This window comes from Curtobacterium sp. MCLR17_007, from assembly GCF_003234655.2.
Classification (GTDB): Bacteria; Actinomycetota; Actinomycetes; order Actinomycetales; family Microbacteriaceae; genus Curtobacterium.
Genome location: NZ_CP126271.1, coordinates 1,780,386 through 1,807,385, shown reverse-complemented (window position 1 = coordinate 1,807,385; position 27,000 = coordinate 1,780,386). Strand labels below are relative to the sequence as shown.

Annotated in this window: 35 protein-coding genes; 22 read left to right on the top strand and 13 right to left on the bottom strand. The window is 70.6% G+C overall.

What is annotated here, in order from left to right; genetic code table 11:
- The first annotated feature begins 1 nt into the window (after position 1).
- From DEJ13_RS08645 to DEJ13_RS08630, 4 genes are all read left to right on the top strand, one after another.
- Positions 2-733, top strand: a complete 732-nt coding sequence (locus DEJ13_RS08645; protein ID WP_111108042.1) for an SDR family NAD(P)-dependent oxidoreductase — start codon at positions 2-4, stop codon at positions 731-733.
- Positions 619-1,965, top strand: coding sequence for an MFS transporter (locus DEJ13_RS08640; protein WP_284158186.1), 1,347 nt, complete (start codon positions 619-621; stop codon positions 1,963-1,965). The genes DEJ13_RS08645 and DEJ13_RS08640 overlap by 115 nt, the downstream gene beginning before the upstream one ends.
- A 151-nt stretch (positions 1,966-2,116) precedes the next feature.
- Complete coding sequence (locus DEJ13_RS08635; protein ID WP_111108043.1) at positions 2,117-2,770, top strand: AmiS/UreI family transporter; 654 nt, start codon at positions 2,117-2,119, stop codon at positions 2,768-2,770.
- Positions 2,771-2,792: 22 nt separating this feature from the next.
- Complete coding sequence (locus tag DEJ13_RS08630; protein ID WP_111108044.1) at positions 2,793-4,025, top strand: acyl-CoA dehydrogenase family protein; 1,233 nt, start codon at positions 2,793-2,795, stop codon at positions 4,023-4,025.
- Between the two features lie 18 nt (positions 4,026-4,043).
- Here the strand turns inward: DEJ13_RS08630 and DEJ13_RS08625 are convergent, their stop codons facing one another.
- Positions 4,044-5,210: a N(5)-(carboxyethyl)ornithine synthase gene (locus DEJ13_RS08625; protein ID WP_111108045.1), complete on the bottom strand. Its 1,167-nt coding sequence runs from the start codon at positions 5,208-5,210 to the stop codon at positions 4,044-4,046.
- Between the two features lie 83 nt (positions 5,211-5,293).
- Here DEJ13_RS08625 and DEJ13_RS08620 point away from each other — a divergent pair, with 83 nt between their 5' ends.
- Positions 5,294-5,722 carry a VOC family protein gene (locus DEJ13_RS08620; RefSeq protein ID WP_111108046.1) on the top strand — a complete coding sequence of 143 codons (429 nt, stop codon included), beginning with the start codon at positions 5,294-5,296 and terminating at the stop codon, positions 5,720-5,722.
- 40 nt (positions 5,723-5,762) lie between these two features.
- Here DEJ13_RS08620 and DEJ13_RS08615 read toward each other — a convergent pair whose 3' ends face one another.
- Positions 5,763-6,422, bottom strand: coding sequence for a dihydrofolate reductase family protein (locus DEJ13_RS08615; protein ID WP_111108047.1), 660 nt, complete (start codon positions 6,420-6,422; stop codon positions 5,763-5,765).
- A 41-nt stretch (positions 6,423-6,463) separates the two neighbouring features.
- Complete coding sequence (locus DEJ13_RS08610; protein WP_235515533.1) at positions 6,464-6,775, bottom strand: hypothetical protein; 312 nt, start codon at positions 6,773-6,775, stop codon at positions 6,464-6,466.
- A 163-nt stretch (positions 6,776-6,938) separates the two neighbouring features.
- Here DEJ13_RS08610 and DEJ13_RS08605 point away from each other — a divergent pair, with 163 nt between their 5' ends.
- Both DEJ13_RS08605 and DEJ13_RS08600 read left to right on the top strand, forming a co-directional pair.
- The gene (locus DEJ13_RS08605; RefSeq protein WP_111108048.1) at positions 6,939-7,355 is read left to right on the top strand and encodes a BLUF domain-containing protein; all 417 of its coding nucleotides are present in this window, start codon (positions 6,939-6,941) and stop codon (positions 7,353-7,355) included.
- 140 nt (positions 7,356-7,495) lie between these two features.
- Complete coding sequence (locus tag DEJ13_RS08600) at positions 7,496-7,993, top strand: GNAT family N-acetyltransferase (RefSeq protein ID WP_111108049.1); 498 nt, start codon at positions 7,496-7,498, stop codon at positions 7,991-7,993.
- A gap of 82 nt (positions 7,994-8,075) precedes the next feature.
- On the opposite strand, the gene DEJ13_RS08595 is transcribed toward DEJ13_RS08600, so the two are convergent.
- The gene (locus DEJ13_RS08595; protein WP_258374196.1) at positions 8,076-8,681 is read right to left on the bottom strand and encodes a TetR/AcrR family transcriptional regulator; all 606 of its coding nucleotides are present in this window, start codon (positions 8,679-8,681) and stop codon (positions 8,076-8,078) included.
- A 47-nt stretch (positions 8,682-8,728) separates the two neighbouring features.
- On the opposite strand from DEJ13_RS08595, the gene DEJ13_RS08590 reads away from it, so the two are divergent.
- From DEJ13_RS08590 to DEJ13_RS08570, 5 genes are all read left to right on the top strand, one after another.
- Positions 8,729-9,688: a zinc-binding dehydrogenase gene (locus DEJ13_RS08590; protein WP_111108050.1), complete on the top strand. Its 960-nt coding sequence runs from the start codon at positions 8,729-8,731 to the stop codon at positions 9,686-9,688.
- Positions 9,689-9,711: 23 nt separating this feature from the next.
- Positions 9,712-10,233: a GNAT family N-acetyltransferase gene (locus DEJ13_RS08585; RefSeq protein ID WP_111108051.1), complete on the top strand. Its 522-nt coding sequence runs from the start codon at positions 9,712-9,714 to the stop codon at positions 10,231-10,233.
- 69 nt (positions 10,234-10,302) lie between these two features.
- A complete protein-coding gene (locus DEJ13_RS08580) occupies positions 10,303-11,175 on the top strand; it encodes a helix-turn-helix transcriptional regulator (protein WP_111108052.1) in 873 nt (290 codons plus the stop codon).
- Complete coding sequence (locus tag DEJ13_RS08575) at positions 11,172-12,377, top strand: MFS transporter (protein WP_258374197.1); 1,206 nt, start codon at positions 11,172-11,174, stop codon at positions 12,375-12,377. Before DEJ13_RS08580 ends, DEJ13_RS08575 begins: the two co-directional genes overlap by 4 nt.
- A 25-nt stretch (positions 12,378-12,402) precedes the next feature.
- Entirely contained in the window at positions 12,403-12,957 is a 555-nt protein-coding gene (locus DEJ13_RS08570) for a GNAT family N-acetyltransferase (protein ID WP_111108053.1), read from the top strand.
- A gap of 44 nt (positions 12,958-13,001) precedes the next feature.
- Here the strand turns inward: DEJ13_RS08570 and DEJ13_RS08565 are convergent, their stop codons facing one another.
- Positions 13,002-13,577: a TetR/AcrR family transcriptional regulator gene (locus DEJ13_RS08565; protein ID WP_111108054.1), complete on the bottom strand. Its 576-nt coding sequence runs from the start codon at positions 13,575-13,577 to the stop codon at positions 13,002-13,004.
- Positions 13,578-13,640: 63 nt separating this feature from the next.
- On the opposite strand from DEJ13_RS08565, the gene DEJ13_RS08560 reads away from it, so the two are divergent.
- Both DEJ13_RS08560 and DEJ13_RS08555 read left to right on the top strand, forming a co-directional pair.
- Positions 13,641-14,378 (top strand): SDR family oxidoreductase, encoded by a 738-nt coding sequence (locus tag DEJ13_RS08560; RefSeq protein WP_111108055.1) that lies wholly within the window; start codon positions 13,641-13,643, stop codon positions 14,376-14,378.
- A 164-nt stretch (positions 14,379-14,542) separates the two neighbouring features.
- Positions 14,543-15,547, top strand: a complete 1,005-nt coding sequence (locus tag DEJ13_RS08555) for a hypothetical protein (RefSeq protein WP_111108056.1) — start codon at positions 14,543-14,545, stop codon at positions 15,545-15,547.
- A gap of 105 nt (positions 15,548-15,652) precedes the next feature.
- On the opposite strand, the gene DEJ13_RS08550 is transcribed toward DEJ13_RS08555, so the two are convergent.
- Complete coding sequence (locus DEJ13_RS08550) at positions 15,653-16,168, bottom strand: GNAT family N-acetyltransferase (RefSeq protein ID WP_111108057.1); 516 nt, start codon at positions 16,166-16,168, stop codon at positions 15,653-15,655.
- A gap of 194 nt (positions 16,169-16,362) precedes the next feature.
- On the opposite strand from DEJ13_RS08550, the gene DEJ13_RS08545 reads away from it, so the two are divergent.
- Complete coding sequence (locus DEJ13_RS08545; protein ID WP_146245323.1) at positions 16,363-16,617, top strand: DUF2207 domain-containing protein; 255 nt, start codon at positions 16,363-16,365, stop codon at positions 16,615-16,617.
- A gap of 319 nt (positions 16,618-16,936) precedes the next feature.
- On the opposite strand, the gene DEJ13_RS08540 is transcribed toward DEJ13_RS08545, so the two are convergent.
- Both DEJ13_RS08540 and DEJ13_RS08535 read right to left on the bottom strand, forming a co-directional pair.
- Positions 16,937-17,446, bottom strand: a complete 510-nt coding sequence (locus DEJ13_RS08540; RefSeq protein WP_146245324.1) for a nucleoside/nucleotide kinase family protein — start codon at positions 17,444-17,446, stop codon at positions 16,937-16,939.
- Entirely contained in the window at positions 17,443-18,030 is a 588-nt protein-coding gene (locus DEJ13_RS08535; protein WP_111108059.1) for a P-loop nucleotide/nucleoside kinase family protein, read from the bottom strand. Before DEJ13_RS08535 ends, DEJ13_RS08540 begins: the two co-directional genes overlap by 4 nt.
- A 143-nt stretch (positions 18,031-18,173) precedes the next feature.
- Between DEJ13_RS08535 and DEJ13_RS08530 the strand changes: the two genes are divergently transcribed.
- Positions 18,174-18,734 (top strand): ribonuclease FAU-1 family protein, encoded by a 561-nt coding sequence (locus DEJ13_RS08530; RefSeq protein ID WP_111108060.1) that lies wholly within the window; start codon positions 18,174-18,176, stop codon positions 18,732-18,734.
- Positions 18,735-18,840: 106 nt separating this feature from the next.
- Complete coding sequence (locus DEJ13_RS08525) at positions 18,841-19,560, top strand: alpha/beta fold hydrolase (protein WP_181437142.1); 720 nt, start codon at positions 18,841-18,843, stop codon at positions 19,558-19,560.
- A gap of 78 nt (positions 19,561-19,638) precedes the next feature.
- On the opposite strand, the gene DEJ13_RS08520 is transcribed toward DEJ13_RS08525, so the two are convergent.
- On the bottom strand, positions 19,639-20,283 hold the full coding sequence (locus DEJ13_RS08520; RefSeq protein WP_111108062.1) for a GNAT family N-acetyltransferase: 645 nt from the start codon (positions 20,281-20,283) through the stop codon (positions 19,639-19,641).
- A gap of 175 nt (positions 20,284-20,458) precedes the next feature.
- Between DEJ13_RS08520 and DEJ13_RS08515 the strand changes: the two genes are divergently transcribed.
- Complete coding sequence (locus DEJ13_RS08515) at positions 20,459-20,872, top strand: NUDIX domain-containing protein (protein ID WP_111108063.1); 414 nt, start codon at positions 20,459-20,461, stop codon at positions 20,870-20,872.
- Positions 20,873-20,924: 52 nt separating this feature from the next.
- A complete protein-coding gene (locus tag DEJ13_RS08510; RefSeq protein ID WP_111108064.1) occupies positions 20,925-21,614 on the top strand; it encodes an HAD family hydrolase in 690 nt (229 codons plus the stop codon).
- Between the two features lie 50 nt (positions 21,615-21,664).
- Here the strand turns inward: DEJ13_RS08510 and DEJ13_RS08505 are convergent, their stop codons facing one another.
- Positions 21,665-22,267 carry an HD domain-containing protein gene (locus DEJ13_RS08505; protein WP_111108065.1) on the bottom strand — a complete coding sequence of 201 codons (603 nt, stop codon included), beginning with the start codon at positions 22,265-22,267 and terminating at the stop codon, positions 21,665-21,667.
- Between the two features lie 70 nt (positions 22,268-22,337).
- Between DEJ13_RS08505 and DEJ13_RS08500 the strand changes: the two genes are divergently transcribed.
- A complete protein-coding gene (locus DEJ13_RS08500; RefSeq protein ID WP_220037619.1) occupies positions 22,338-23,279 on the top strand; it encodes a GlxA family transcriptional regulator in 942 nt (313 codons plus the stop codon).
- A 46-nt stretch (positions 23,280-23,325) separates the two neighbouring features.
- Positions 23,326-23,727 (top strand): hypothetical protein, encoded by a 402-nt coding sequence (locus DEJ13_RS08495; RefSeq protein WP_111108066.1) that lies wholly within the window; start codon positions 23,326-23,328, stop codon positions 23,725-23,727.
- Between the two features lie 160 nt (positions 23,728-23,887).
- Here DEJ13_RS08495 and DEJ13_RS08490 read toward each other — a convergent pair whose 3' ends face one another.
- Both DEJ13_RS08490 and DEJ13_RS08485 read right to left on the bottom strand, forming a co-directional pair.
- A complete protein-coding gene (locus tag DEJ13_RS08490) occupies positions 23,888-24,367 on the bottom strand; it encodes a hypothetical protein (protein ID WP_111108067.1) in 480 nt (159 codons plus the stop codon).
- Positions 24,368-24,683: 316 nt separating this feature from the next.
- A complete protein-coding gene (locus DEJ13_RS08485; RefSeq protein WP_111108068.1) occupies positions 24,684-25,346 on the bottom strand; it encodes a hypothetical protein in 663 nt (220 codons plus the stop codon).
- 115 nt (positions 25,347-25,461) lie between these two features.
- Between DEJ13_RS08485 and DEJ13_RS08480 the strand changes: the two genes are divergently transcribed.
- A complete protein-coding gene (locus tag DEJ13_RS08480) occupies positions 25,462-25,902 on the top strand; it encodes an NUDIX domain-containing protein (protein ID WP_111108069.1) in 441 nt (146 codons plus the stop codon).
- A gap of 25 nt (positions 25,903-25,927) precedes the next feature.
- Here DEJ13_RS08480 and DEJ13_RS08475 read toward each other — a convergent pair whose 3' ends face one another.
- Entirely contained in the window at positions 25,928-26,527 is a 600-nt protein-coding gene (locus tag DEJ13_RS08475; RefSeq protein ID WP_146245325.1) for a hypothetical protein, read from the bottom strand.
- Between the last annotated feature and the right edge of the window lie 473 nt (positions 26,528-27,000).

Below are 27,000 nucleotides of genomic sequence, written 5' to 3'. Positions count from 1 at the left end.
CATGGCTCGCATCCTCGTCACCGGTTCCACCGACGGCCTCGGTCGCGCGACCGCCCAGACCCTGCTCGACGACGGCCACGACGTCCTCGTGCACGCGCGCTCCCCGCAGCGCGCGGACGCCGTGGCCGACCTGGTCGGACGTGGCGCGCAGCTCGTCGTGGTCGACCTGTCCGACCGAGACGCCGTGGTGCGCGCCGCCCACGACCTCGACGACGGGGAGCCCGTCGACGCCGTCGTGCACAACGCCGGGGTCGTCTCCGGAGCCTCGCTCGTGCCGGTGAACGTCGTCGCGCCCTACCTGATGACGGCACTCCTCACCGCGCCGACGCGGCACGTGTACCTGAGCAGCGGGATGCACCGCGGCGGTCGGGCACGGCTCGACGGCGTCGACTGGGACGGGCGGAGCACGACCAACAGCTACTCGGACACGAAGCTCTTCGTCACCGCGATGGCGCGCGAGGTCGCCGAACGGCGGCCCGCCGTCCGGAGCAACGCCGTCGACCCGGGCTGGGTCGCCACCAAGATGGGCGGCGCCGGCGCGACCGACGACTTCGCGCTCGGGCACCGCACGCAGGAGACCCTCGCCACCGACGCCGGCACGACGGTCAGTGGCGCGTACTGGTTCCACGGGGAGCAGCAGCGCCCGCACGACGCCGTCGAGGACGCGGGGTTCCGCACCGCGTTGGTCGACGCGCTCGAACGGGCGACCGGCGTGGCGCTGCCGTCCCGCTGAGGCGTCCAGGACCACCGGGATGGAAGAGTGGGCGGGTGGACACCCAGGCAGCGCCGCCCTCGACCCGCCTGCACCGGGTCGCCCTCTTCGCGACGTCGACGATGACGGGGTTCGGCATCGCGTCCTGGATCACCCGGACGCCGTCGGTCCGTGCTGACCTCGGCGCCTCGATCGAGGCGATGGGCTTCGTGCTCTTCGGCCTGTCGATCGGTTCGATGCTCGGCATCCTGGGCGCCGGCGTGCTGCTCCGTCGGATCGGCCCGAAGCCGCTGATCCTGGCCGGGGGTGCGCTGCCCGTGGTCGGCACGCTGCTGGTCGGACTGCTCGCGCCCGCCCAGCTCGCAGCCGGGGTCTGGGCGGGACTGTTCCTGATCGGGTTCGGCGCCGGGATCGCCGAGATCGGGCTCAACGTCGAGGCGGCTGCGGTCGAGCGGGTCATCGTGAAGCCCGTGGTGCCGGTCCTGCACGCCTGCTTCAGCCTCGGGTCGGTCGCGGGCGGGATCGTGGGCATCGCGATGACGGCGGCCAGGACCCCGGTCGTCGTGCACCTGCCGATCGCCGCCGGGGTGATGGCCGCGCTCGCCCTCACCGCCGCGCTCACGATCCGCCCGATGCCCCGGCCCGCCGGCGACCCGGCGCCGGCGAGCGTTCCCGACCCCGCGGGCTCCAGGCGCTCCGTCATCACGCTGCAGCTGGCGCTCATCGCCGTCATCACGCTGGCGATGGCCTTCGCAGAGGGAGCTGCGAGCGACTGGCTCCCGCTGCTGATGACGACGGACCACGACGCCCCGGAGGTGCTCGGCTCCCTCGTCTTCACCGGCTTCGCCCTCGCGATGCTGATCGGCCGGTCCGCCGGCACACCGCTCGTCACGCGCTTCGGTCGCGGCGCTGTGGTCAGGGCCTGCGGGATCGTCGGGCTGGTCGGCGTCCTGGCGGTCGTCGTGTCCCCGACGCCGATCGTCACCGCGGCCGCGGCCGTCGTGTGGGGGCTCGGCATCGCGCTCGGGTTCCCGCTCGCGGTCTCGGCGGCGGGCGACCACCCCACCGACGGCGACCGACGGGTGTCCGTCGTGGCGACCGCCGGCTACGTCGCGTTCCTGGTCGGTCCGCCCGCACTCGGGTTCCTCGGCGAGCACCTGGGCCTGCGGCTCGCGATGCTGGTGCCGGCCGTCCTGCTCGCGGTCACCATCGTGGTCGCTCGCGCCGCCGGGGTGCAGCGCGGCGCGGCCTGACCCGTCACACGGCGAGACCGCGGCACAGCGGCACAGCGGCACAGCGGCACTGCGGCACTGACCACGACGCGCAACGTCACACGACGACCACCTTCGTCATGTGACGCCACCGCCCTTCCGGCACACGCCGACCGCTCGCTAGCGTCCCCGCATGGCGCTCATCTGCTTGGTCCGCTCCGGGGCCGCACTCCTGGTCAACGGCCTCACCCTGCTCGGGCACGTGCCCGGTCGCGACAGCGGCGTGTTCAACGTCCTGATCGGCGGCCTGCAACTCGTCCTCTGCATCGCCGTCGCCGTGTCGGCCGACGGCTCCCTGCCCGCGCTCTTCGCGATCGCCGGCACCTTCCTGTTCGGGCTCACCTACCTGTACGTCGGGTTGGACGCGCTGTTCTCGCTGGGCTCCGTCGGGCTCGGCTGGTTCTGCGGTCTGGTCGCCGCGCTCGCCGCGGTGTTCGCGGTCGTACACCTCGCCGATGACCCGGTCCTCGCCGTCCTGTGGGCCGGGTGGGCTCTGCTCTGGACCCTCTTCTTCGTCCTGCTCGCGCTGGGCCGCAGTGGGATCACGACCTACACCGGCTGGGCCCTCGTGTTGGCCAGCCAGGTCACCACGACGGTGCCGGCCGTGCTCGGCCTGACCGGGCACTGGCCGGCCGGGCCGATCGCGACGAGCACCGCACTGGTCGTGCTGGTCGCCGTGTTCGGCGGTGCGGTCCTGCTCGCACGACGCACGGCAGCGCGCACGGCCCCGACCACCACCGGCGACACCGTCATCACATCCCCCGCCACGGCACCCGCCACACTCTGACCCGACGAGAACGGACCCCACCATGACCACGACGACACCCGCCTCCACGACCACGACCGATGCACCGTCCGACGAGGCCCTGTCGGCGCGCTTCCGCCCCGTGTTCGACCGCATCGCCGCCGGGGCGTCGGAGCGCGAACGTGAGCACCGCCTGCCCACCGCCGAGATCCGCGAGCTCGCCGATGCCGGGTTCGGCGCAGTGCGGGTCCCCGTCGAGTTCGGCGGATCGGGTGCGACGCTCCCCCAGCTGTTCCGCCTGCTCACGGAGCTCGCCGCCGCCGACAGCAACATCCCGCAGGCCCTGCGTGGCCACTTCGCCCTGGTCGAGGACCGTCTGGTCGCCCGATCCGGCCCCCGTGACGTGTGGCTCGAGCGCTTCGGCCGTGGCGAGATCGCCGGTAACTCCTGGACCGAGGTCGGTTCCGTGCAGATCGGCGACGTCGTGACGAAGGTCACGCCGGACCCAGAGGGCGGCTTCCGCATCACCGGGCAGAAGTACTACTCGACGGGCAGCATCTTCGCCGACTGGATCGACACCTACGCCGAGCGCACCGACACCGGCGACCGGGTCATCGCGATCGTCGACGCACACCAGCCCGGCGTGGCCCACACCGACGACTGGGACGGGTTCGGCCAGCAGACCACCGGCTCCGGCACGAGCACGTTCCGTGAGGCCCGGGTCGGTGCCGACGACGTCGTGCTGTTCGACGAGCGGTTCCGGTACCAGACGGCGTTCTACCAGGGGGTGCTGCTCAGCGTGCTCGCCGGTTCCGTGCTCGCGGCCGAGCGGGAGATCGCGCTCGAGGTCCGGAACCGCACCCGGGTGTTCTCGCACGGCAACGCCGACACGTTCGCGGCCGACCCGCAGATCCTGCAGGTCGTCGGCGAGGTCTCCGCCGCTGGTTTCGCCGCCGAGGCGATCGTCGCCCGCGCGGCGGAGGCGCTGCAGGGGGCGTACGAGGGCGCCTTCCTCGACGAGGAGGAGGACGAGCGACGCAACGACCGCGCTGAACTCGCGACCGCCCAGGCGCAGGTCGCACTGACGTCGCTCGCGACCCAGGCGACGTCGCACCTGTTCGACGCACTCGCCGCGTCGGGAGTCAGCACCACGAAGAACCTCGACCGGCACTGGCGGAACGCACGCACCGCGGGCAGCCACAACCCGTGGGTGTTCAAGGCCCGCATCGTCGGTGACGACGCCGTCAACGGCGTCGAGCCGCCGCGGGTCTGGGCGATCGGCGCGACCCGTCGCTGAGCGCCCCGTCGCTGCGGGTCAGTCCTGTCGCTCGTGCGGGAAGTGCGGCGACCGGTGCTGGAACGCCAGGACCGCGTCGTTCACGACGTGCCCCTCGTCGATCTCGATCGCCCGCCGGATCGTCTCCGACTCGTCCCAAGCGGAACGTCCCGACAGCACGGGACGCAGGAACGGCATGAGCGCCTCGCTGATCTCCCACGTCGTCGAGTTCCAGAGCAGCGACGGGCTGTGGTCGACCGCGTAGTAGTTCGTCGACTCCCCCACCGTCACCATCGGCTCGGCGAAGGTGGTCCCGTGGGCCCAGCTGAAGCCCATGCCCTCGTCGACCGACACGTCGACGATCAGGCTGCCCGGACGGAACACCCCGAGGTCCTCGGTCCGCAGGTAGGTGATCGGCGCGTTGGGGTCCTGCAGCGTGCAGTTCACGACGATGTCGTGCCCGGCGAGGAACGGCGCGAGCGGGACCGGGCCGTCGGCGGTCGTCACGATGCTGTCGGCCGGGGCGGCGTCGTCCGGCTGGAGCTGCAGCAGGTCGACGGACGGGATCGGCGACCCGACCGCAGCCGTGTCGCGGTGCGTCAGGACCCGCACGTCGTGGACGCCGTGCGCGTTCAGCGCCGTGACGGCACCGCGGGCGGTCGCACCGAAGCCGATCACCACCGCCGACAGCCGACGGCCGTAGTCCCCCGTCGACCCGCACAGCTGCATCGCGTGCAGCACCGAGCAGTACCCCGCCAGCTCGTTGTTCTTGTGGAACACGTGCAGCCCGAACCCGCCGTCCGACTGCCAGTGGTTCATCGCCTCCCACGCGATCAGGGTCAGCCGGCGGTCGATCGCCACCTGGGTGAGCTCGACGTCCTGCACGCAGTGCGGCCAGCCCCAGACGACCTGTCCGTCGCGGAGGTCGCGCAGGTCGGCCGCGAGCGGCTTCGGCAGCAGCACGACGTCGGCGAGGGCGACGACCTCGTCGCGGTCGGCCATCGCGCCGACCAGCGGCTCGAGCTGCGCGTCCGACACCCCGAAGCGCTCGCCGTAGCCGCGTTCGAGGACCATGGCGGCGCGGATGTCGGCGTCGATCCGGCCGACGTGCGAGGGGTGGATCGGGAGGCGGCGCTCGTCGGCCTTGCGCGAGGTGGCGAGGACGCCGAGGCGGAGCAGCGCCGGTGCGGTTCCGGTTTCGGTCATGGTGCACTCTACGGTGAGCGGTCCCTTGCACGGGCGCGTCCGCGGTGCCAGGGTGTGGTCACACCGTCCCGAGGAGCCTCCCGATGCCCATGGTCTTCGTCAACCTGCCCGTCACCGACCTGGACCGGGCGAAGGCGTTCTACGCGGCCCTCGGATTCCGGATCAACCCGCTCTTCACGGACGAGAACGCCGCGTGCGTGATCGTGGAGGAGGACCACAGCGCGTTCATGATCCTGCGTCGGGAGTTCTTCCAGAGCTTCACCGACCGCCCGGCCGGCGACCCGTCCCAGGCCGTGTCCGTCCTGACCGCGGTGATGCTCGACTCCCGCGACGCGGTCGACCAGACCGTCGCATCGGGAGTCGGTGCCGGCGGTTCCGAAGCCCGACCGGCGACGGACCTCGGCTTCATGTACCAGCGGCAGCTCACCGATCCGGACGGCAACGTGCTGGAGTTCGGGTGGATGGACCCGGCGGCCGCCGAGCAGGGGCCCGAGGCAGCGGCGCAGGCCTGACCCGCGCTTCCGGGTCAGACTTCCGGGCCAGACTTCCGGGTCAGACCTGCGGGTGCGGGCGGCGGTCGAACGTCAGGTGGACCACACCGCTCGGGGAGGCCTCGGCGACGACGTCGAAGCGGTCCTCGAGCCCCTCGAGCCCGTCCCAGAGCCGCTCGCCCCGGCCGAGCACGATCGGCACGACGACCACGTGCAGGTGGTCGACCAGGTCGGCCTGCAGGAACGCACGGACGGTCTCGACCCCGCCGCCGATGCGCACGTCGGTGTCGGGTGCGAGCGCACGCGCCGTCGCGAGGGCGTCCGCAGGACCGGCGTCGAGGAAGTGGAACGTCGTGCCGCCCGCCATGACCAGCGGCTCGCGCGGGTGGTGCGTCAGCACGACGACGGGCGTGTGGAAGGGCGGCTCGTCACCCCACCAGCCGGTCCAGCCGTCGTCCGGCCACGGGCCCCGCTGCGGGCCGAACTTGTTGCGGCCCATGATCTCGACACCGATGCCGGGCGCCCACGCACGTGCGTGGACGTCGTCGACGTCGGTCGAGCCTCCCGGTGCTCCCTGCATCCCGCGGAACGTCGCGGTCTGCATGAACCAGCCCATCAGGCGACCGTCGGCGTGCCCGAAGGGCCGCTCCGCCGACTGGTCGGCACCGGTGCCGAACCCGTCGAGCGAGACCGCGAAGTTGTGCACCCTGACCGTCGACATGTCGTCACAGTAGAGCGGGAGGCCGGCGGCGGTCCAGTGGATCAGCGAGCGCGGGTGCGGATGCGCCCCGGACCGACCGGGAGCGGTCCGGTGCGGTACTCGAACGCGTCGGCCGTGGCCGCGGGCGGGACCTCGACCGACGCGGCACCGAACCGCCACACGCGGTTGTACAGGTAGACGCCGATCACGGTCCCACCGCCGTCCGGCACCGCCCACGTGCCGTCTCCCCACTGCGCCGGGTGCCCGACGCCGTCGATCGTGACGGTGGGGCGGGCGAACCACGTCAGGAGTGGTCGGACGAGCCGGAGCTCGACGCGTCGGCGCGTCGTCCCCGAGGGCAGTGTTGCATCCACGGGCGCAGCTTACGGGCCGACAGCAGACCGGTGGACCACGAGCGTGCGTCGGTCCCTCAGACCGGACCGGTCCGGACCGGACCAGACCAGACCGCAGCCGGCCGCTGCGTGATTCGTCCTGCGGCGCCGCATACCCCAGCGACCACGGTGTTCGATCGGTCGCATGCTGTCCCTCATCTACTCCAGCGTCGCCACGAGCACCCTCGAGCCCGCCGACCTCACCGCGCTGCTCACCCAGAGCCGCGCGTCGAACGAGCAGACGGGGATCACCGGGATGCTGCTCTTCCGGAACGGCTACTTCCTGCAGGTGCTCGAGGGACCCGACGCCGCGGTCCGCGGGAAGATGCACACCATCCGTGACGACAGCCGCCACACGAAGGTCACCGTGCTGCTCGAGGACCTGATCGAGGAACGGCAGTTCCCGGAGTGGACGATGGGGTTCCCGAGCAACGAGGAGCTCGAGGGCGTCCCCGGCTACCGCGCGACGTTCGACGACCTGGACGCGCACCAGGGGGACGCCGTCTCGTCGGTGCCCGCGGTCCGCGAGCTCGTGCGCTGGTTCCGGGCGCGGGCGGCCTGAGCCCTCCGCGGCTACGCTGCCGCCATGGACTGCTTCGCGAGCTGGCGCACCCGCCACTGAAGGAACGGCCGACACGGCCACACGGCCTCTCGTCATCGACGGGAGGACTCCTCCAGCACGCTCTCGAAAGGCCATCACCCATGCACATCCGCGACTGCACGCCCGCCGACGTCCCCGCGCTCGTCGACCTGACGATCGAGGTCTTCCGGCCGCTCTTCACGGGCTCGCTCCTGGAACTCCGGCCCGAGGTGACCCGCCACGACCACGGTCGGTGGGAGGACGACTACCGACACGAGGTCCCCGCGCTGCTCGACCCGTCGCAGGACCGGTTCGTCACCCTCGCCGAGGCGGACGGCCGGGTCCTCGGCTTCGTCGGTTGGAACGTCACCGGGGGGACGTCGGGGCGGCTCGACATGGTCGCCGTCCGCCCCACCGCGCGCCGTACCGGCGTCGCGCGGACCCTCTGCACGGCGGTCATCGACCGGCTGACCGCCCGCGGCGTCGAGGTCGTGCACATCGGCACCGGCGGCGACGAGTTCCACGCGCCGGCCCGCGCGCTGTACGAGTCGCTCGGCTTCACCGCGCTGCCGACGGTCGACTACGCGCGCGCACTGTCGGTTGCCAACGCCGGTCGCTGACCGCGACCGCATGTCGGACGGGAGGCCCGGTGCCAGCTGGCACCGGGCCTCCCGTCCGGTGGTCCGAGCGGCTGCCTGCCGGTCAGCGTCGCAGCCCGTCGACGATCAGGCTGACGAAGCGACGCGCGGCGGCTGCGCTGTCGGTCGCGTCGACCGAGCCGACCGCGCGCCCGGCTCGCAGGACGAGCACCAGGTCGCTCGCGACGAAGTCAGCACGCAGCGCGCCCTGGGCCTTCGCACGACGGGCGAGTCCGTCGAGCATGCCGAGGAGTCGGCGTCGGTGCTCCGTGAGGGCGGCGCTCACGTCGGCCGTCGCGGTGAACGCGTCGACGAAGCCCCGGTTGCTCGCGCTGAGCAGGGTGAGTTCTTCGAGCGCGCCACGGAGACCGTGCCAGGCGTCCGGGTGCGCAGCGCCCCGCTCGACGATCGCTCGGCAGGACCGGAGTTCGACGGCGAAGGCCTCGTCGATGAGCGTCTGCCGCGTCGGGAACCGCCGGTAGAGCGTGGCCGGTCCGACCGCCGCTCGCCGGGCGATCTCGCGCATCCCGACGTCGAGCCCGCGCTCGGCGAACAGCTCCCGCGCCGCGACGAGCATGCGGTCCCGGTTGTCCTGCGCGTCAGCACGCAGCTTCCGAGTCGGATCGGCGTCCATCGTCCTCACTTCGTCGAAGTGGACACGGTCGTCCACTACCGTCCAGACCGTACCCGGTCCGGATGCGATGACGAGGAGACCCCATGCGTGCAGTGACGATCCGAGCGTTCGGTGACCCGAGCGGGATGGAGCTGGTCGACCTGCCCGCTCCGACGCCGGGCCACGACCAGGTCGTGATCCGCACCGAGGCGATCGGTGTCGGCGGCGTCGACGCCGTGATCCGCCGTGGCACGCTCGGCGCAGGGCACCCGGTCGGCATGGTGCTCGGCAGCGAGGTCGCCGGGGTCGTCACGGAGGTCGGCGCCGAGGTGGACCCGGTGCACGTCGGGCGACGGGTCTGGGGGTTCACGGGGACCTCGGGCGGCTACGCCGAACAGGCGCTCGCGCGGATCGACGACGTCGTCCCGATCCCCGAGGGGCTCTCGTCCGTCGACGCGGTCTCGCTCGGCAGCGCCGCCACCGTGGCGCACTTCGCCCTCGCCCACGCGCACGTCCGCGCTGGTGAGACGGTCCTCGTCCGTGGCGCTGCCGGCAGCATCGGGATCGCGGCGGTGCAGATCGCCACGCGGCAGGGGGCGTCGTCGGTGAGCGTGACGACGTCCTCCGCCGACCGTGGACAGCGCCTGCGGGAACTCGGCGCGACCCACGTCCTCGACCGTGCCGGTGTCGGCGCGCCGGACGCGCCCACGGAGTTCGACGTGGTCATCGACGTCGCCGGCGGCGCAGACGTCCCGCGGTTCATCGACCTCCTCGCGCCGAACGGGCGGCTGGTCCTGGTCGGTGCCGTCGCCGGCTTCCCGCCGCCGGACTTCGGGATGCGTCTCATGCGGTCGTTCCAGCAGTCGCGCTCGGTCGCCACGTTCAGCCTGGCCTCGGTGGACCCGGGCGAACGCGATGCCGTCCGCGCTGCACAGTTCGACGCCGCTGCTCGAGGCGAGCTCCGCACGGTCGTCGACACGGTCCTGCCGTTGGCGCAGGCGGCCGAGGCGCACCGGCAGATGGACGACGGGCGGGTCTTCGGCCGCATCGTGCTGGTGCCGTGACCGCGACGGGGCATGATGCTGCCATGGACCACGACGACGGCTTCCGGACCGAGCGGCTGCGGTTGCGTCCTTGGCGGGTCGCGGACGCCGCCTTCCAGCGCCGGCTCTGGCAGGAGCGCGACGACCGGGTCCCGGCGCGTCGACGCATCACGCCCGACGGGCACCCGACGGTCGCCGAACTGGAGCAGCGGATCCGGACGGACGAGCGGACTCCCGCGCCCGGGCTGTTCGTCGTCGAGTTCGCGACTTCGGCCGAGGCGGTGGGCTACTGCGGGCTCGTCGCGAACAGCGTTGGTGTCCCACAGGAACCCGAGCTCGCGTTCGAGTTCCTCCGCGCGTCCTGGGGTCAGGGGTTCGCGACCGAGGCGGCGCGCGTGATCGTCGACGACGCGGCCTCCCACGGCTACGGGCACCTGGCTGCCACGGTCCGCGCGTGGAACGCCGCGTCGCTGCACGTGCTGGACAAGCTCGGGTTCGTCGACACCGGGGAACGGGAACCCGATCCGGTGCACGGCGACTCACTCCTGCTGCGACTGCGGCTGTGACGGTCGGGCCGGCTGGGGTTCCCCGCTGCGGCACCCCTCGACGCGCGCCTCGCGCCTACGGTCGATCCCATGACGAACAACCCAGAGGTCCGCGACTTCCTGACGTCGCGGCGCGCGCGGGTGCGACCCGAGCAGGTCGACCTGCCGGGCGGACCCGGCCGCCGTGTGCCGGGCCTGCGTCGCAGTGAGGTCGCGATGCTGGCCGGTGTCAGTGTCGAGTACTACGCGCGGATCGAGCGCGGGGCGCTGGGCGGGGTCACGGACGTGGTCCTCGATGCGATCGCCACGGCCCTGCGGTTCGACGAGTCCGAGCGCTCGCACCTGTTCGACCTGGCACGCACGGCGAACAGCTCACCGGTGCGGCAGCGGCGTGGCACGAGCCAGGCGGACGCGCTGCGACCGTCGATGCGGTTCGTCGTCGACGCGATCACCGACGCCGTCGCCTTCGTGCAGAACGGACGGCTCGACGTCGTCGCGGCGAACCCGCTGTGCCACGCGCTGTACGCGGACCTGTTCGACGCCGAGCCCGACCAGCCCAACTTCGCACGGTTCGCCTTCCTTCACCAGGACCGTTCGCGGCGGCTCTACACGGACTGGGACGGCGCTGCGGACGTCTCGGTCGCGATGCTGCGGACCGCGTCCGGACAGGACCCGCACGACAAGGGGCTGCAGGAGCTGATCGGCGAGCTGAGCACCCGGAGCGACGAGTTCCGAGCCAGGTGGGCGAAGCACGACGTCCGCCTGCACGGCTCCGGTCGCAAGACGTTCCGGCACGCGCTGGTCGGGGACGTGGAACTCTCCTACGAGAACCTGGTGCCGATCGCGGGTGCGGGACTGAACCTGCTCGTGTACACCGCCGAACCCGGGTCGCGGAACGCCGAGGCCCTGCAGCTGCTGGCGAACTGGGGCCGGACCGCGTCCGTCAGCGGGGTGCGGTCGTGACGCGGCTGCCGTTCCTGGTCTACGTCCTGGCACTCGGCACGTTCCTCATGATCACGTCGGAGTTCGTGGTCGCGGGGATCCTGCCCGCGATCGCCGGCGACCTGAGCATCTCGCTGGCGCACACGGGTCTGCTGATCACCGTGTTCGCCGTCGGGATGATCGTCGGCAGTCCGTCGATGACGCTGCTGACACTGCGACTCCCCCGACGCCTGACCCTGGTGCTCGCGCTGGTGGTGTTCATCGTCGGCCACGTCGTCGTCGCCACCGGGTCGCACTTCGGCACGCTGCTCGCGGCCCGGTTCCTCACCGCGCTGGCGGCTGGGGCGTTCTGGTCCGTCGCCGCCGTCGTGGCCTCGGACGCCGCCGGTCCGGGGCTCGGGTCGCGCGCCCAGGGGGTCATCGGCGCGGGGGGCTCGCTCGGCACCGTCCTCGGTGTGCCGCTCGGCGCCGTGCTCGCGCAGGTGCTCGGATGGCGCGGGACCTTCTGGGCCATCGCCGCGGCCGCCGTCGTCGCCGCGGTGCTGGTCGCCCGCTTCGTTCCCCACGGCCGTGTCACGCACGCGGTGTCGGTGCGCGGCCAGCTCGCCGGCCTGCGGTCCGGACGGCTGTGGCTCGTCCTGGCTGCCTGTGCGACGACGACCGGCGGTGTGGTGGCGGCGTACTCGTACATCGCGCCCCTGCTCACCGACCGGGCCGGTGTGCCGTCGACCCTCGTGCCGTTGGTCCTGACCGGCTTCGGCGTCGGCTCGTTCGTCGGCACGGTGGTCGGTGGACGGCTCGGTGACCGGCACCCGCACGTGGTCACCGTCGTCACGCCGGCCGTGAGCACGCTGCTGCTGCTCGGCATCGGCGCCGTGTCCGGTCTGCCCTGGGTGACGTCGGCACTCCTGGTGGTCCTGGGGCTGTTCGGCCTGAGCGCGAACGGCGTCCTGATCCACCTGGCCGTGCGTGCCGCCGGTCCTGCCGCGACGCTGGGGTCTGCCTTCACGGTGTCGTCGTTCAACCTCGGCACGGCGGTCGGGACGGCGATCGCCGGGGGGACGCTCGGCGCACTCGGTGTCGCGGGGCCGGCGCTCGTCGGCGCCGTGATCGTCGCACTGACAGTGGTGCCGACAGCGGTGCTGGCTCGCGTCGCCCTGCGTGCCGGTCAGCGTCCGGCAGTCGGCGAGGCGTCGGCGGACGAGATCGACGCGCGGGTGTGACGAGCGTCGGCGGTACCGTGGCCGGATGACGGTACGCCTGACCCGTATGGACCCCGCTGGTGCCGACCGCGACGCCCTGGTCGCCTTCCTGACGACCGAGGACTTCCCGTTCCACGTCCGTCGCAGCATCGGGGTCGCCGACGCCCAGCGCGCGATCGACGAAGGCGCATGGCGTGACGACGAGCACGACACGTTCTGGCTCGACGCCGACGACCACGGCCGGGTCGGGCTGGTCCGTCTCGAGGACCTCGCCGACCCCGTGCCGCTGTTCGACCTGCGGATCGCGGGCGCCCACCGTGGTCGCGGCCTGGCAGTGCGCGCGCTCCGGGCGACCACCGACCACGTGTTCCGCACCTTCGACGCAGCCGACCGGTTCGAGGGACAGACGCGCGAGGACAACACCGCGATGCGCCGCACGTTCCTGCGTGCCGGTTGGGTCAAGGAGGCGCACTACCGGGCGGGCTGGCCGGTCGAGGGCGGTCCCCCGCTCGCCTCGGTCGGCTATGGGATGCTCCGGGCGGACTGGGAGTCCGGCACCACCACGCCGGTGCCGTGGGACGACGAGCCCGTGTCAGCCTGAGCGACTGCCGGGGTGATCGATCGTTCCGACGTCGCCAGCCCCGCTCAGGTCGATCGTCGTGGCTCGCGCAGCCCGTCGAGGACCAGGTCGAGCAGGTGCCCGGTGCGCTCGTCGGACTGTGGTGGGACGTGCCACAGGAAGGCCAGGAGCGGGAACACCTCGTCCGGCGCGACGTCGGCCCGGAGCTCGCCGCTGGCCTTGCCGGCGTCGAGGAGCTGTCCGACCGCGGCGAGGATCCGGTCGTACTGGTCATCGTGCAGCTCGGCACGGGTCACCGCGTCCAGCACGCTCGACAGGGCGTGTTTCAGGTGCCCGAACGCCGCGAGCTCGTCGAACCAGCGGCGCAGGGCCTCGACCGGCGGGTGCTCGGCGAGCAAGACGCCCGCTGCCGCGGTCAGCCGCTCGAAGTCCTCGCGGTACACCTCGACCAGCAGTGCTTCGCGGGTCGGGAAGCGCCGGTAGAGCGTGCCCTGTCCCACTCCCGCTGCGCGTGCGATCGACTGCATCGTGGCGCTGGCGTCATGGGCGAAGGCCCGGCGCGCGATCTCGACGATCCGGCGGCGGTTCTGCTGCGCGTCCGTGCGGAGCGCGGGGTCTGGGTCACTCGACGAAGTGGACATGTGTCCGGTACGCTCCTCCAGTGGCAGACAGGTGTCCACTTACCCTAGACGAATCGAGTCACCATGACCGGCATCCACGGCAAGACGATCGCGATCACCGGCGCGTCCAGCGGCATCGGTGCCGCGACCGCCCGACACCTCGCGACCGCGGGAGCGCGCCTCGTGCTCGGTGCACGTCGTGCCGATCGGCTGACGTCGTTGGTCGACGACATCACCGCCGACGGCGGTCAGGCGATCGCCGTCCCCACCGACGTCCGTCGCCGCGAGGACCTGGAGCGGCTCGTCGCCGCGGCCCGCGAGCACTTCGGCAGCCTCGACGTCCTGTTCTCCAACGCCGGCAGCATGGCGATCTCGCCGTTCGACGAGGTGCGCGTCGACGACTGGCAGCAGATGATCGACGTCAACGTGACCGGCGTGCTCAACGGGATCGCCGCCGCACTGCCGGTGTTCCGGGCGCAGGGCGGCGGGCACTTCGTGCACACGGCCTCCACGGCCGCGCACCGGATCGTCCCGGCGCAGGGCGTGTACGCCGCGACGAAGACCGCGGTGCGTGTGCTGTCCGAGGGACTCCGGCAAGAGGCCGGCCCGTCACTCCGTGTCACCGTGATCAGCCCGGGGTTCACGAACACCGAGGGGGTCGGCGCCGGTGCGAGTGCGGACACCGCCGCGGCGCTCATCGCCCAGCGGGACGCGATCGCGATGCCGCCAGAGGCAGTCGCCCGTGCCGTCGCGTTCGCCGTCGAACAGCCCGACGGGGTCGACGTCGGCGAGGTCGTCATCAGGCCGACCGCCCAGGGCTGAGGCACCCTGCATCGGCGCCGCACCTGCGTACGGATCCGGGTGTCGAGGCGTCCGCCCACCGCCCGTCCGGTGCGGGGAACCGCACGGTTCGTCCCGGCGCGGAGCGAAGCGGCCATGATCGGGATCAGCGTCGACAACGTGCCGATGCCACCCGAGGAGCGTGCATGCGAGTCCTGGCCTTCCTGGTGACGATCGTCGTCACGACCGCCCTGGCCCTCGGTGCCGGGCTGCTCATCGCCCTGCACCTCGGGCGAGCCCCCGACGGACTGCTCGTCAGCGCAGCGGCAGCGTCACCGTTCCTCGTCTTCGGTCCCCTGGTCGTCGGTTCCTGGACCGCGTACTTCGACGACCGGACACCGTCCGGCCGCAGCCGGTACCTGCGGCGTGCCTTCCTCGTCGTCGTGGCCGTCGACGTCGTCGCCGCGGTCGTCGTCGTGGTCGCGAGCACGTCCGCGCAGGCGCCGGTGTGGGTGCCTGCCGTGCTCGTCGGTGGCTCCGCGATCTTGTTCGTCGTCGCGCGCCCGATCGGCAGCCGGTTCCGCCGCCTGGACACCCCGATGGTCGAGCTCAGGGACCAGGTCCTCCCCGGCCCAGACGTCATCCGTCGAAAGGTCGTCAGGATCGGCATCACGTTCGTGATCGCCGCGATCGTCTCGTCAGTCGGCACCGCCGTGCTCAACGTCCTCGACCCCAGCACGACCCGGGAGGCGCTGGTCGGGATCCTGCTGGCCGGGCAGCTCACGTTCCTCGCCACGGCATTCGCATCGATCATCGTCGCGCTCCCGTTCAGCCGACTGCTGCGCGACGCCGGGGGACGCGACCTCGACCGGCTGCGGCGGTACGCGAAGCTCGTCCTCCGCGGCAGAGCCGTCCCACTCGAGGAGGCCGAGAAGGCGGGGGCGGTGCGGTACGCGCAGGTCATCCAGGTCGTTCTGCAGTTCAACACGGCCTACGTCACGCTCTTGTACGTCTCCATCGCGTTCCAGTTCGTCAGCGGGATCCTGCGCGGCAGCCTGGTCGTGTTCTCGGTCCTCTTCCTGGTCTTCATGGTCGTGGTCCTCGCCTGGCTGCTCCCGCGAACGGTCATCCGCGTCCGGCGCGCCCGCCGGTACGTCGAGGAGCACCCGTCGACAGATCCTGTCCGGACGCCCGAGACCTCCATGCCCTGACAGCGCCACCGAGCTCCTGGCGGGTCTGCGTGGTCGCGAGGCGCCTCGTCCGGTACGCCGAGTTGGACCGACCAGCCGTGCACGCCCGTCCGCGAGTGGGTTGTCCTACGGCAACAGTCCCGCGACGCATGCTGTCATCTGCACCCGGCGTCCGTACGCGTCGAGACCCAGCCGGGATTCGGTGTCGACCAGCGACCGGTGGAACTCTGTTGCTGGTTCTTCCTCCACGAAACCAGCTGATCGGTAGAACGGGGCATTCCACGGCACATCCGCGAACGTCCGCAGCGAGATCCGCGTGTAGCCGCGAGCCGCAGCCTGCCGTTTCGCGGCGTCGACGAGCGCCTGGCCCAGACCCTGCCGAGCGTGCGCAGGGTGTACCGAGAGCTGCTCGAGGTGGCACACTCCGTCGACCTCGAGCACGTGTGCGAACCCAGCGACGTCCCCGCCGACCAGCTCCACGACGAGCAGGAACCCATGACCGGCCAGTCGGGTGTCTCCCGAGGGAGCATCAGACCATCCCTCGGGCTGGAGCCGATCGATCAGGAGCCGATCGGCCGCGTTCTCGATCTGCTCGACAGCCGCCGCGTCCGTTGGACGAGCAAAGCGGATCAGGCTCTCCATCGGACCAGCGTACGAGTCGGGGTGCCCGGGGGCCGATCGGACACCGCCTCGGGCCGAGGGCACTCCGCGGTTCCGTGTCGGTCACGTCCGTCAACTGACGCGCTTCGCTCCACCATCTCGATCGGATCGGTCGCTGTCCGCGCGCGCCCTCGGTCCGTGACCTCGAGTGGCGGCAGCGCCCTAGGCTCGGCTGCATGCGACGAGTACTCGACTTCCTCGGGATCACGCGGCCCAGAGGGACGCCTCGCCCGAAGCTCATCACGGCGATCGTCGGCGGGGTGGGCCTCTTCCTGGTCCTGTACGGCATAGCGGTGTGGGCGGGCAACGCGGCGACGAGCACCGGAGCCTCGGTCTGGATCGGCGTCGCGCTCATCGTGGTCGGTCTCGCGTGCTGGGTCGTCGAGGGCGTCCTGGGTGCTCGCACGAAGGGGCAGGAGCCGCCTCGGTAGTAGATCCCCCAGCAGCCGCTCCTCGCCGACGAGGAGTCAGTTCGACCTCTGTCCAGAGAACACCGTCCAGACGCCGTGCGCGGTGAGCCGCAACCGATGAACAGCGGTTGCGTCCCCTGCAGGCCCGCGCTGCCCGCCGTCGTCAGGATCAAGGCGCCCTTGTAGGTCAGGGACTGGCCGACCAGGATCCGCCACTGTCGGAACCAGCCGGGAGGCTCGGTGGCCGTCCCGGAGACGACCGTGCGTCCGACGTCAGCCGCCGCTGCGAGCATGCATCGCGATCGGCGGGCACTCCACCTCCGCGAGCGATCGGCTCCGGTCAGCGCTTCTCGGCCGCCGTCCAGGCGTCGCGTACCCGTCCGATCTGCTGCTCCACGGTCATGTCGGTGACGTCGATGACGAGGTCGACCGCTGGTGGAGCAGCGGTGATCCGATGCAGCAGCTCGAACTCCTCGTCCGTGATGTACACCGGGCGGGTGGCTGCTCGTGCACGCGCTGCGTTGAGGGTGATCGCCAGGTGCACGATGAAGCAGTCCGGCAACTGTTCGCGGTACACGGGGAGGACGTCCGCCGTCACCACGTCGGATGCTGTGACGACGAAGCCGTCGGCGAGCAGGTTCATCGCGAGTGCAGCGGTGTTCCGGACCGCGAGCTCGTGTTGCGCCTGACCTTCGGGGCCGGACCACAGCGTCGCGGCGCCGGTGACCACGAGCTGGCGGATGTCGTCGCCGTCGATGTACGCGGCCCGGTCATGGGTGGCCGCGAGCGCTCGACCGCACGTGGTCTTCCCGACTGCCGGCCCTCCCGAGAGGACCAGGGGTCGCATCATCGCGTCGGTCCCGTCCCGTCAGGACTCCCGAGGCCGCCGGTACGCGGGCGCGGGGTCGGCGATCGCACGATGCGAGCCCCGATCTCTGCGACGACGGCGCTGACGGTGGCGGGGTCGGTCGTCCGAGCCGCGTCGACGACCAACGGGTCTTCCTCGATCGGAGGTTCGAAGCTCGCCGCGTGCTCGGTCACCACGGCGTCGGTGACGTCCGCCCGTGACGGCTGGTCGCGGTTTGCCAGCACACGACGACGCTGCAGTTCGGGCGAGACCTGCACCCACACGAGCACGAACGGTGCCGCCGATTCGGTCGCCGTCGCACGCCACGCGTCGCGGATGAACCGGGGTGAACCGGTGTCGTCGACGACCACGTGACGATCGGAAGCGAGCAGCGCGCCAGCTCGTTCGTGTGCGATCCGGTTGGTGTTCGCCCACTCCTCCAACGGGATGCCCTGGCCGCCGTGGAAACCGCGCTCCACGTTGATCCCGTCGAGGCTCAGCAGCTCAGCGCCCAGCTCGACCGCCAGTTGCGTCGCGAGGGTGCTCTTGCCGGAGAAGGACAGACCACACATCAGCACCAGCGCCATGACCGGACTCTACTGGTGAGGGCATCCGACTGCCGCTGCGGTGCGCATGCGAGCGGCAGCATCCTTCGCCGCTGACGTTCTCCAGCCTGGCTCAGACGCAGTACACGCCTGGCGGATGATCCCTGCTCGTCCATCGTTGCGCCATGGCTGTCGCGGCTGAGGATCTCGACGTCGTGACGATCGTGAAACGGAAGCGTCCGGCGGGTACCCGGTCCTGGCGTGGGTACGTGGTCGCGGTCGACGAGCGCGGGGCCGGGGTCTTCACACCCGCTGGGAGCGGCCACACCGGTACCGATCGGGACGGCCCGACTTCGACGTGCGAGGTTGCCCAGGATGCCCAGGGGCGGGGCCGTGATTCGATCATCCTGCTTCCTCATGCAGCCTGGTTCGTCGCGCATTGGGTGCTCGGCTCCGAGTACGTCGTGCACGTCGACATCGCGACGCCGCCCAGAGAGTCGCGCGACGAGTGGCAGTTCGACGATCTCGAGCTTGATCCGCTGCTGCGGCGCGATGGCTCGTTCGTTGTCGATGATGAAGACGAGTTCGCCGCCGCGTGCGCGTCGGGACTGATCTCCGAAACTGAACGTGAAGCCGCGTTGCTCGAGGTGGAGTCGTTGCGCGCCGACCTCATCCTCGGGACTCTGGTGGTCGAAGGTCTCGACTACCTCCACGCGAGCGCGGGTCGGACGCTCCCGAAGCTCTGACGGCTCGTCCCGGTGGACATCCATTGCGGATGAGCGCGCGATGGCCGGTCCATCGACGGCGCCTCGCCGTCGGAACACACAGCCTGCGATGTGGTTCGCTGTCGGGATGTTGCTCAACGTCGTGGTGCAGGGTCGAGGCGAACGGAATGCCGTACTGCTCCACGGGATGATGGGGTCGCACGAGAGCTGGCAGCGGGTCGTCCCGCTGCTCGTCTCGAGCGGTTACCGCGTCCACGCGGTCGATCTACCCGGGCACGGGATGTCTCCGAGCGATGACACGATGACGGTGGACCGCGCCGCGCGATCGGTCGCGGACTCTCTTGCGAACGGGTGCGGGACAGTGCCCGACCTCGTGATCGGACATTCCTATGGTGGGTTGCTGCTGGCAGCGGCGGTGTCGTCTGGTGTGCTCGCACCGAGATTGTCGGTCTACGTCGACACGCCGTTCGCCGCTGGTGGTGGAGGACGGGACCGGGACGAGCTCGTCGCAGCCTACGAGGAGGACGCGCGCTTGCGCACCTACGCCGGACTCCGAGCATCCCGGCCGTTCTACAGCGAGCAGGACTGTGAGGTGGAGGCTCGCGCCGCCCAACGGTTCGATCCTCCCACCGCCGTCGCGCAGTCGATGGGCGCGAGGATGTCCTTCGAGCCGGAGGCCGGGTCCATCATCGTTCGCGCGGACCCGAGTCGGTACGTCGACGACGAGACGGCGGCGCTGCACAGCGCCCGCGGTGTTGCGGTCCGTGACGTTCCCGGTGCGGCGCACTCGGTCTGGTACAGCCACTTCGACGAGTTCATCGCCGCACTTCCCGAGGTGTTCCAGTAGTCGATCGTCGACCGCAGCGCCACCACCAGATCGTTCCGTGAACATCTCGTCCTTGCCGCAGCCGTCCGTCAGCCCGCTCTACTCACGCAGGAGTCCGATCGCTGCCTCCACCCCGTCGGCCGTCAGACTCCAGCTCGGCCGGGCGAAGTCCGTCCGCTTCAGGCGGACCCGGACCTCGTCGACGACCTCGTCGGCGCGGGTCTGGGCCCTGGTGACGCCGTTGACCAGGTACCCGAGCCTCGCGGACACCCGAAGGGACGGCTCGTTCCACGCCGCTGCACTCGACTCCGCCCACTCCGCTCCGAGGTGGTCGAACGCGAACAGCAGCAGCGCCGACCGCATCTCGGTCCCGAGCCCGAGACCCTGATGTGCCAGCGAGAGCCACGACCCGCTCTCGACCGTCTTGCGTGCAGCGAAGCGGCGAGCGTGCAACTCCTGCACCCCGATCGGCGTTCCCTCGTGCAGCACGGTGAAGCTCACGCCCCACGAGTCACGGGTCAGACCGGCTCGGAGTTTCCAGTGGTACTGCGCCAGGGAACGAGCCAAGGTCGCCGGTTCTGCATCCGTCCACGGAGTACCGAACGGCATCCGGGCTGGATCGTGCACACCGGACAGGGCCGCGTCGACGAGCCCAGGCAGGTCCTCGTCGCGCAGGGGGCGGAGTTCCAGTCGCGGAGTGATGAGACGCAGCCCGAACAACGGCCAAAGACGATCGAGGTCCATCGCACAACACTACGAGAACGGCGCCGGACGTCTCGAGCCAGCAGTGCCCCCCCTCCCCCCGACGACGAAACGCTCGACGATGGTCATGACCGTGACGCTCTCGCGGGCTGCGCGCCGGTCTGTTGATCGACCGATGTGCGCGACACGGCGGCCGGTCTCGTGATGAGCTTGGCGCGTGCGAGTCAGGGCAGCGGCAGTCGTCATCCGGAACGGGCACCTGCTCCTGATCGACCGCCGCAACGGCGGCCGCCACTACTGCGTCCTGCCCGGCGGAGGCGTGGAGGACGGCGAGGACCTCCGCACAGCATGCCGACGTGAACTGCTCGAGGAGACGAGCCTCGAGGGAACCGTCGGCGAGTTGCTGGACGTGCCGGTCGAACGCGACACCCCGGTGGCCTACTTCGTCGTCAGCGTGGACGACGACGTTGTCACGCTGGGCGGTCCCGAGTGCAAGCGTGCGTCAGCGACCAACCGGTACGAGCCGATCTGGGTCCCCCTCGGCGACCTCGCGCAGACCCCGCTCGTGCCGGATGGCGCCCGGTACGCCGTTGAGCTGGCCCTCGATCTCGCCTTCGAGCGGGACCGCTGAGCGAACCCGCTGGGCGACGACCGGACGGGGCGCTTCGTCGTAGCCTGGCCCGATGGGGGCTCTCCGCGCAGTCTGCTTCGACCTCGACGGCACCCTGTTCGACCACCGGGGCGCGGCCCAAGCCGGCGTCACCACGTTCCTCGAGTCCCAGGGCCTGACCCCGACGGAGTCCGCGCTCGACACCTGGTTCGCTGCCGAGGACGAGCACTTCGAACGCTGGCGCGCCGGCCAGATCAGCTTCCCGGAGCAGCGGCGCGCGCGTCTCCGAACCGTCTTGCCGGCGCTCGGCCACCGCACGCCGACGGATGATGACGGTCTGGATGCACTCTTCGACTGCTACCTCCGCGCGTACCGAGCGTCGTGGCGGGCGTTCCCCGGCAGCCTGTCCCTGCTGCAGGAACTGCGCGCTCGGGGGTACCGCCTGGGTCTGCTCACCAACGGTTCCGAGAGACAGCAGCGCGACAAGCTCGCACAGACCGGTCTCGAGGGCGCCTTCGACGCGGTGTGCGTCTCCGAACAGATCGGGTTCCAGAAGCCGGACCGGCGGGCGTTCCTGACTGTGGCGCGGGCGGTGGGCGTCGAGGCCGCCGAGTGTCTCTTCGTCGGCGACGACCTCGAACGGGACGTCGAGGGGGCGCGCTCCGCGGGCATGCGCGCGCTGTTGGTCGACCGCGACGTTTCTGACGCCGCGTCGACCAGGACCGCCGTCCTGCGCGCCGCCGGGGCTGGGGACGTTGCTTGACGGGAGGCGCGGTGCCAGCCCGCACCGCGCCTCCCGTCCGTCTTCGGCGCTCAGTCGGCGCCCCCTGCTGCGAGACGCCGCTCACGGAGCAGGTCGGCGCCGATGCTGTGCGGCGGCGCCGCAGCCGGCGATCGTTCCGCGTGGTCAGCGATCGCGTCGATGACGGATCGGTCGCCGGCGGGCCGCGGCAGCGCCGTCTGGATCTGCCGGACGGCAGCCGCGTCGAGCCCCTCCGTCTCTGCGCTCGCATCGGCGAACACGCCGCGGTAGGTCAGGTAGGACACGGGGCCACGGCGGTCGGCGATGCCGTGCGACGAGTGCAGGGCGATGGCCTCCCAGACCACGTCGACGTCGCCGGCAGGTGCTCCGTGCCGCGTCAGCAGCTCGGCTGCGATGTCTGCACCCTCCACCTCGAACCGTGTCGAACCCGTGGCGAGCGAGCCGAGGCCGAGGTCGTGCAGGAGACAGGCCGCCAGCACGAGGTCGTCGCGGTGGCCGGCGTCCGTGGTCATGCCGTCCCGCTCTGCGACCAGGCGGGCGAACAGATACGTCCGGATGCTGTGGTCCGTCACCCCGGCACGCTCGGTCCCCCGCACGAGTGTGAGCGCTTCGTCGAGCCAGGGCGTCGAGGGGAGCGTCAGATGATCGGTCATGACTCGAGGCTAAGCACCGTCGAGCACGACCGGCAGTGGCCCGTAGGTCATGTTTCGCTACGATCGGGCCATGCACCGGATCGCTCTGCTGGCACTGCCCGGCGTCTTCCCGCTCGAGTTCGGGGTCGCCGCCCAGGTCTTCACGCCGCAGGCTGGCTACGCCCTGACGCCGGTCACCGTCGCTCCCCTGTCGTCAGCCGGTGCGACCCTGTCCACCGCTCGTGGGTTGGACGCGCTCCGGGGAGCCGAGACGGTCATCGTGCCTGGGTACCAGGACACGTCGACCCCGCTGCCGGACGGGGTCGTCGCGTCGTTGCGGAGCGCGCACGCCCGCGGTGCTCGGCTGGTGTCGTTCTGCTCCGGAGCCTTCGCCCTGGCTGCCGCCGGCATCCTGGACGGTCGACCGGCCACGACCCACTGGCAGAAGGTCGACGAGCTGCGGCAGCGCCACCCCTCGGTCGACGTGCAGCCCGACCGCCTGTACGTCGACGACGGCGACGTCCTGACCTCGGCCGGGGTCACCGCCTGCATCGACCTGAGCCTGCACCTGATCCGCCGCGACCACGGTGCCGCGGCGGCCAACGACCACGCACGGGCCCTCGTGGCGCCGCCGAGCCGGTCTGGTGGACAGCTGCAGTACGTCGACCGAGTTCGTCCACGACCCACCGGCCACCGGCTCGACGACCTGCGCGAGTGGATGTTCCGGGACCTCCATCGGGTCGTCACGATCGACATGCTGGCGCGCGAGGCCCACGTCTCGCGGCGCACCCTCGCCCGCAGGTTCCGCGAGGAGACCGGGACCTCGCCGTTGGCGTGGCTCACCGCGGCACGCATCGATCGCGCTCGACAGCTGCTCGAGACGACCGACGACCCCGTGGAGCGCATCGGGCACGACGTGGGGCTCGGAACGCCCGCGTCGTTCCGCAGCGCCTTCCACCGTCATCTCGGCACGTCGCCGCAGCAGTACCGCGCGACGTTCCGGCACGACGGCGGCACCGACCGACGCGACTAGCGCATCGCGAAAGACCCTCACAGCGCAGGGCGTCCAGCGCGAACTGATGCTGTTCGAGGGCGGCCACCACGACTTCGCGGAGTTGTGCACCCGCACCGACGCTCTCCGTCTGACCGACGACCATCTCCAGCGACATCTCCTGCAGAACGATCAAGAACCGTCTCGCTACCCGATCGGCCACCGGACGCTCTCAGAGCTGTTCACCGGCGGCAGTAGCGTTGGCGCCATGGTTCCCCTGATCTTCGGCACACTCGTCCTGCTGTGGGGGACCTTCGTCATCACCTTCCCGCAGATTGTCGCCGGGTGGATCCGCGCTGCGGAGCGAGCCGGCCTGACCTGGAGCCCACTTGCCCGTTGGGGAACCGCATGGATGCGGATGCTCGGAGCAGTCCTTGCGGTAGTCGGGCTCGTGACGGCGGTCACGGGGCTGCGCAGCCTGCTCGGTTGACAACACGGAGCAGCGATGTGCGCTCTGTCCGTTCACGGATCGTCTGCCGGCCGTCGTCGGGTTGGAGTCTGTTGCTTCGATCGAAGCCGCTTGCCGTGCGGGCGCGAGGTCTCGCGCGTACGCGCAATCCTCGGCAGGACCAGGAACGTCAAGATCTCAACTACTGACGTTGATGGCCAGCGATCAGTGCGCGCGTTCGCCGCCACCGACGCCGTTCGATCCAGCTGGCGACCGCGATGATGACGCTGACCGCCAGGAAGGCGAGCAGAAACCTCCCCGAGTTGAGGTTCATGCCGACGAGGGCGACCCCGAACCCGATGAGCGTCGGCCAGATGTGCCTTGCCGATGCTTGCTGCCGACGTGTGAGGAGGTCGACGAGTTCCTTCGAGTAGGGAGTGGGCGGCGTCTTTCCGCGCATCTGCGACCGGAGGGCTCGCCGTTGATCGCGATCGAGGAGTGAGACGGGGGTTTGCTCGCCGCTGGCGAGGAAGGGCTCCAAGCCGTCGTGCCGACGTGCCCACAGCCACCCGAGCAGAGCGACGGTGAATCCAGCACCGCTGACGATTGCCTCCCACGGCGACGGCTCGAGCGCCGCCAGGGTCGTGCCGAGCGCGAAGAAGACGAGGGTCAGTCCAGTCAATGCGGCCTGCGCTGACGCACCGACGATGATAGGTCCTCGTTCTACAAGCACCCTGGCTTGCTGCGTGGCCGCGACCCATTGCTCATTGCCTTGTTCCTGGGGAGGGAAGGTTCTCTCGGGTCGCTCACGCGTCGAGAGTACGACCCAGTGGGGTCGTCACATCGATTTGATCAGAGCAGAGGCAGTACCGCGCAACCCCGCACTGGCGGCGCTCATCCGCATCGGGAGTGTCCGGAAGACGGTCGTTCAACGGGCGCCGCAGCTCGTCGCGCTAGCGCGATCGCCGACCAAATCGTTCGTCTCACTTGCCGATCGGCTACCGGACGGTGTGAATGACTTGGACACTCATCGAGTGGTCTGACACCCGATACCGCGCGAGCGCGACTGTGGCTTCCGCCATGTCGCCGAAGCCCGTGCGCCTGTGTCGTTGGACGTATTCGGCCGCTCGGGGCTCGGGGACTGCTTCCCGGTGGACGCTGATGGAGACGTGTGCCGTGTCGCGGACGAACGCCATCGGCGGCCCGACGCCATCGTGTAGGTCCGCCGCTGCCTCACGCATCTGTCGCCGGATCGGTACCAGCGTCTCGTCGTCGAAGCCCTGGACGAACACACCGGAAGGCGAGCCGCCGAGCCCAACCAGCCGAACGTTGACGTCCAGCAGATCGCGGGCACGCTCGACCGCGTCAACGTAGTGCTTGATCGTCGTCTGCGCGACCTTGTCGCGGTAGGGCTCCAGGCTCGTGACCGTCATGTGCAGGTCGGCGGCGTTGTAGATGTGGTGCGTGCCGTCGTAGAGGCTACCGATTTCAGCGGCGGCCGCGGCCAACGAGTCAGCGAGATGCGCCGGGGGAAGCAGGACGAGGCTGAGACCCCAGCGTGGGTCGCCGTCGACGGGCGCGTGATCCACGCGGAGGGCGCCCCTATCGAAGGACCGGTGAGCTTCGTCCCAGAGAGAGTCATACTTCACGCCGGTTGCCATCTCTTCACGCTATCGGCCCGTCACTCCGAGGATGAGCTGTACCGATAGCCGATCGGGTACCGGACAACGCCCTGAGCCACCTGCGGGCTCCCTGAGGGGACCGTACCGTGGACTCATGCCAATCGAGGTCGACAAGGTCGTTTGCTACGTGGTGCACGACGGGCACCTTCTCGTCTTCACGCACGACACGATCCCGCTGACGAGGACCGGGGTCCAGGTACCCGCCGGCAGCATCGAGTTTGGCGAGACGCCCGAGCGCGCCGCGGTGCGGGAGCTGTTCGAGGAAACCGATTGCCTAGGCCGTGTGTTGCGGTCGCTCGGTGAGGAACGGTACGACGTGCGGCCGGCCCGGGACGAGATCGCAGTGCGCCGTTTCTTCCTCATGTCAGTGCAGCAGGCGGACCTCGCGGAACGGTGGCAGGCGGGCGAACGCTTCAGGTCCGACGGAGGGGAGGCAGTGAGCTGGACGTGCTGGTGGATGCCTCTTCAGGACGCACACGTGCTTGCAGCTGGGCTCGGCGGGAAGCTTGGTATGGCAGTAGCAGCTGCCCGGTAGCGGATCCCCGTTCGAACGGCAAAGATCATCTATTCGCACTGCCGAGTGCGAACACTTCTGCATAGACACGTTGTGCCAGACCTGTCTGAGCTGGGTCGGCGGCGACCGCGGCGTCGATGAGGGCGGACAGCCGATCCGTCAACGCCCCGCCGGGATCAGGAGCCCCCACCCGCTCCAGCCCTCGCTTGACCAGCCCGTCAATGTCGCCGCGCCTTCGATGTGACGCGCGGATGGCAGCGACCGCATTCATCAAGGCGCTCTCTGCCCGAGACCATCCACGATCCCAGGTCGCGCGACCGCCGTGGAACGAACCGACCACATCGAGGTCCACCCGCTGAAACAACGACCAATCTCTGAACCGTACGAACACCAGGCGACGATCCGGGTCGAGTTCGGGGTCGAGCCGAAGTGACTCGACTCGCCCCGCCGCTTCGAGTGCGTGCGGCAAGACTTTGAGTGCGTCGTCGCCGACGCTCACACGCCACGAAAGGTCGATATCGCTCCACGCGTCCGCTGTCCCCTCAGCGAGGGAACCCCTGAGGCTCGCGACCGATCCAGGCTGAGCTGCCTGGAGCGCCCGACGAAGTTGCATGACGCGGGCGGCGCGCTCACCATCGGAGTCCATGCCGTCATCCTCACGCATCGCCGCCGAAAGAGCAGAATGCTGCTCAGAGCCCTCCCAGTAGCCGATCCACTCCGGACAAGAACTGCCGGTACGCTGCCGACATGTTGGTGTTGCCGTGAGCAGGCCTGAAGGGTCGCCGAATCAGCGTTCGTGGCGCAAGACGCGCAGGTGGCTCATCGTCGCGATCATTTTCGGGGTGCTCGCATTGCTCTTTGCAGTCCTGGGCTTGGTGGGTGCGCCATCAGTCGGCCACGTGGTGCAAGTCGTCTGCTGGGCGATCTTCGTTGTCGGATTCTCACTGGTGGTGAACCGGGAAGACCGTCGGAAGCGTTGATCGTCAACTGGCGCCCGGTAAGCCATCCGCTTTCGGACACGGGTCCGAAAGCGGATCGTCTATCGAGACGTCCAAGAAAACACCGGGCGGCGCCTGTGATCTGGTCGGCCCATGGCCGAGCCCGCACCGGTCGCTCGGT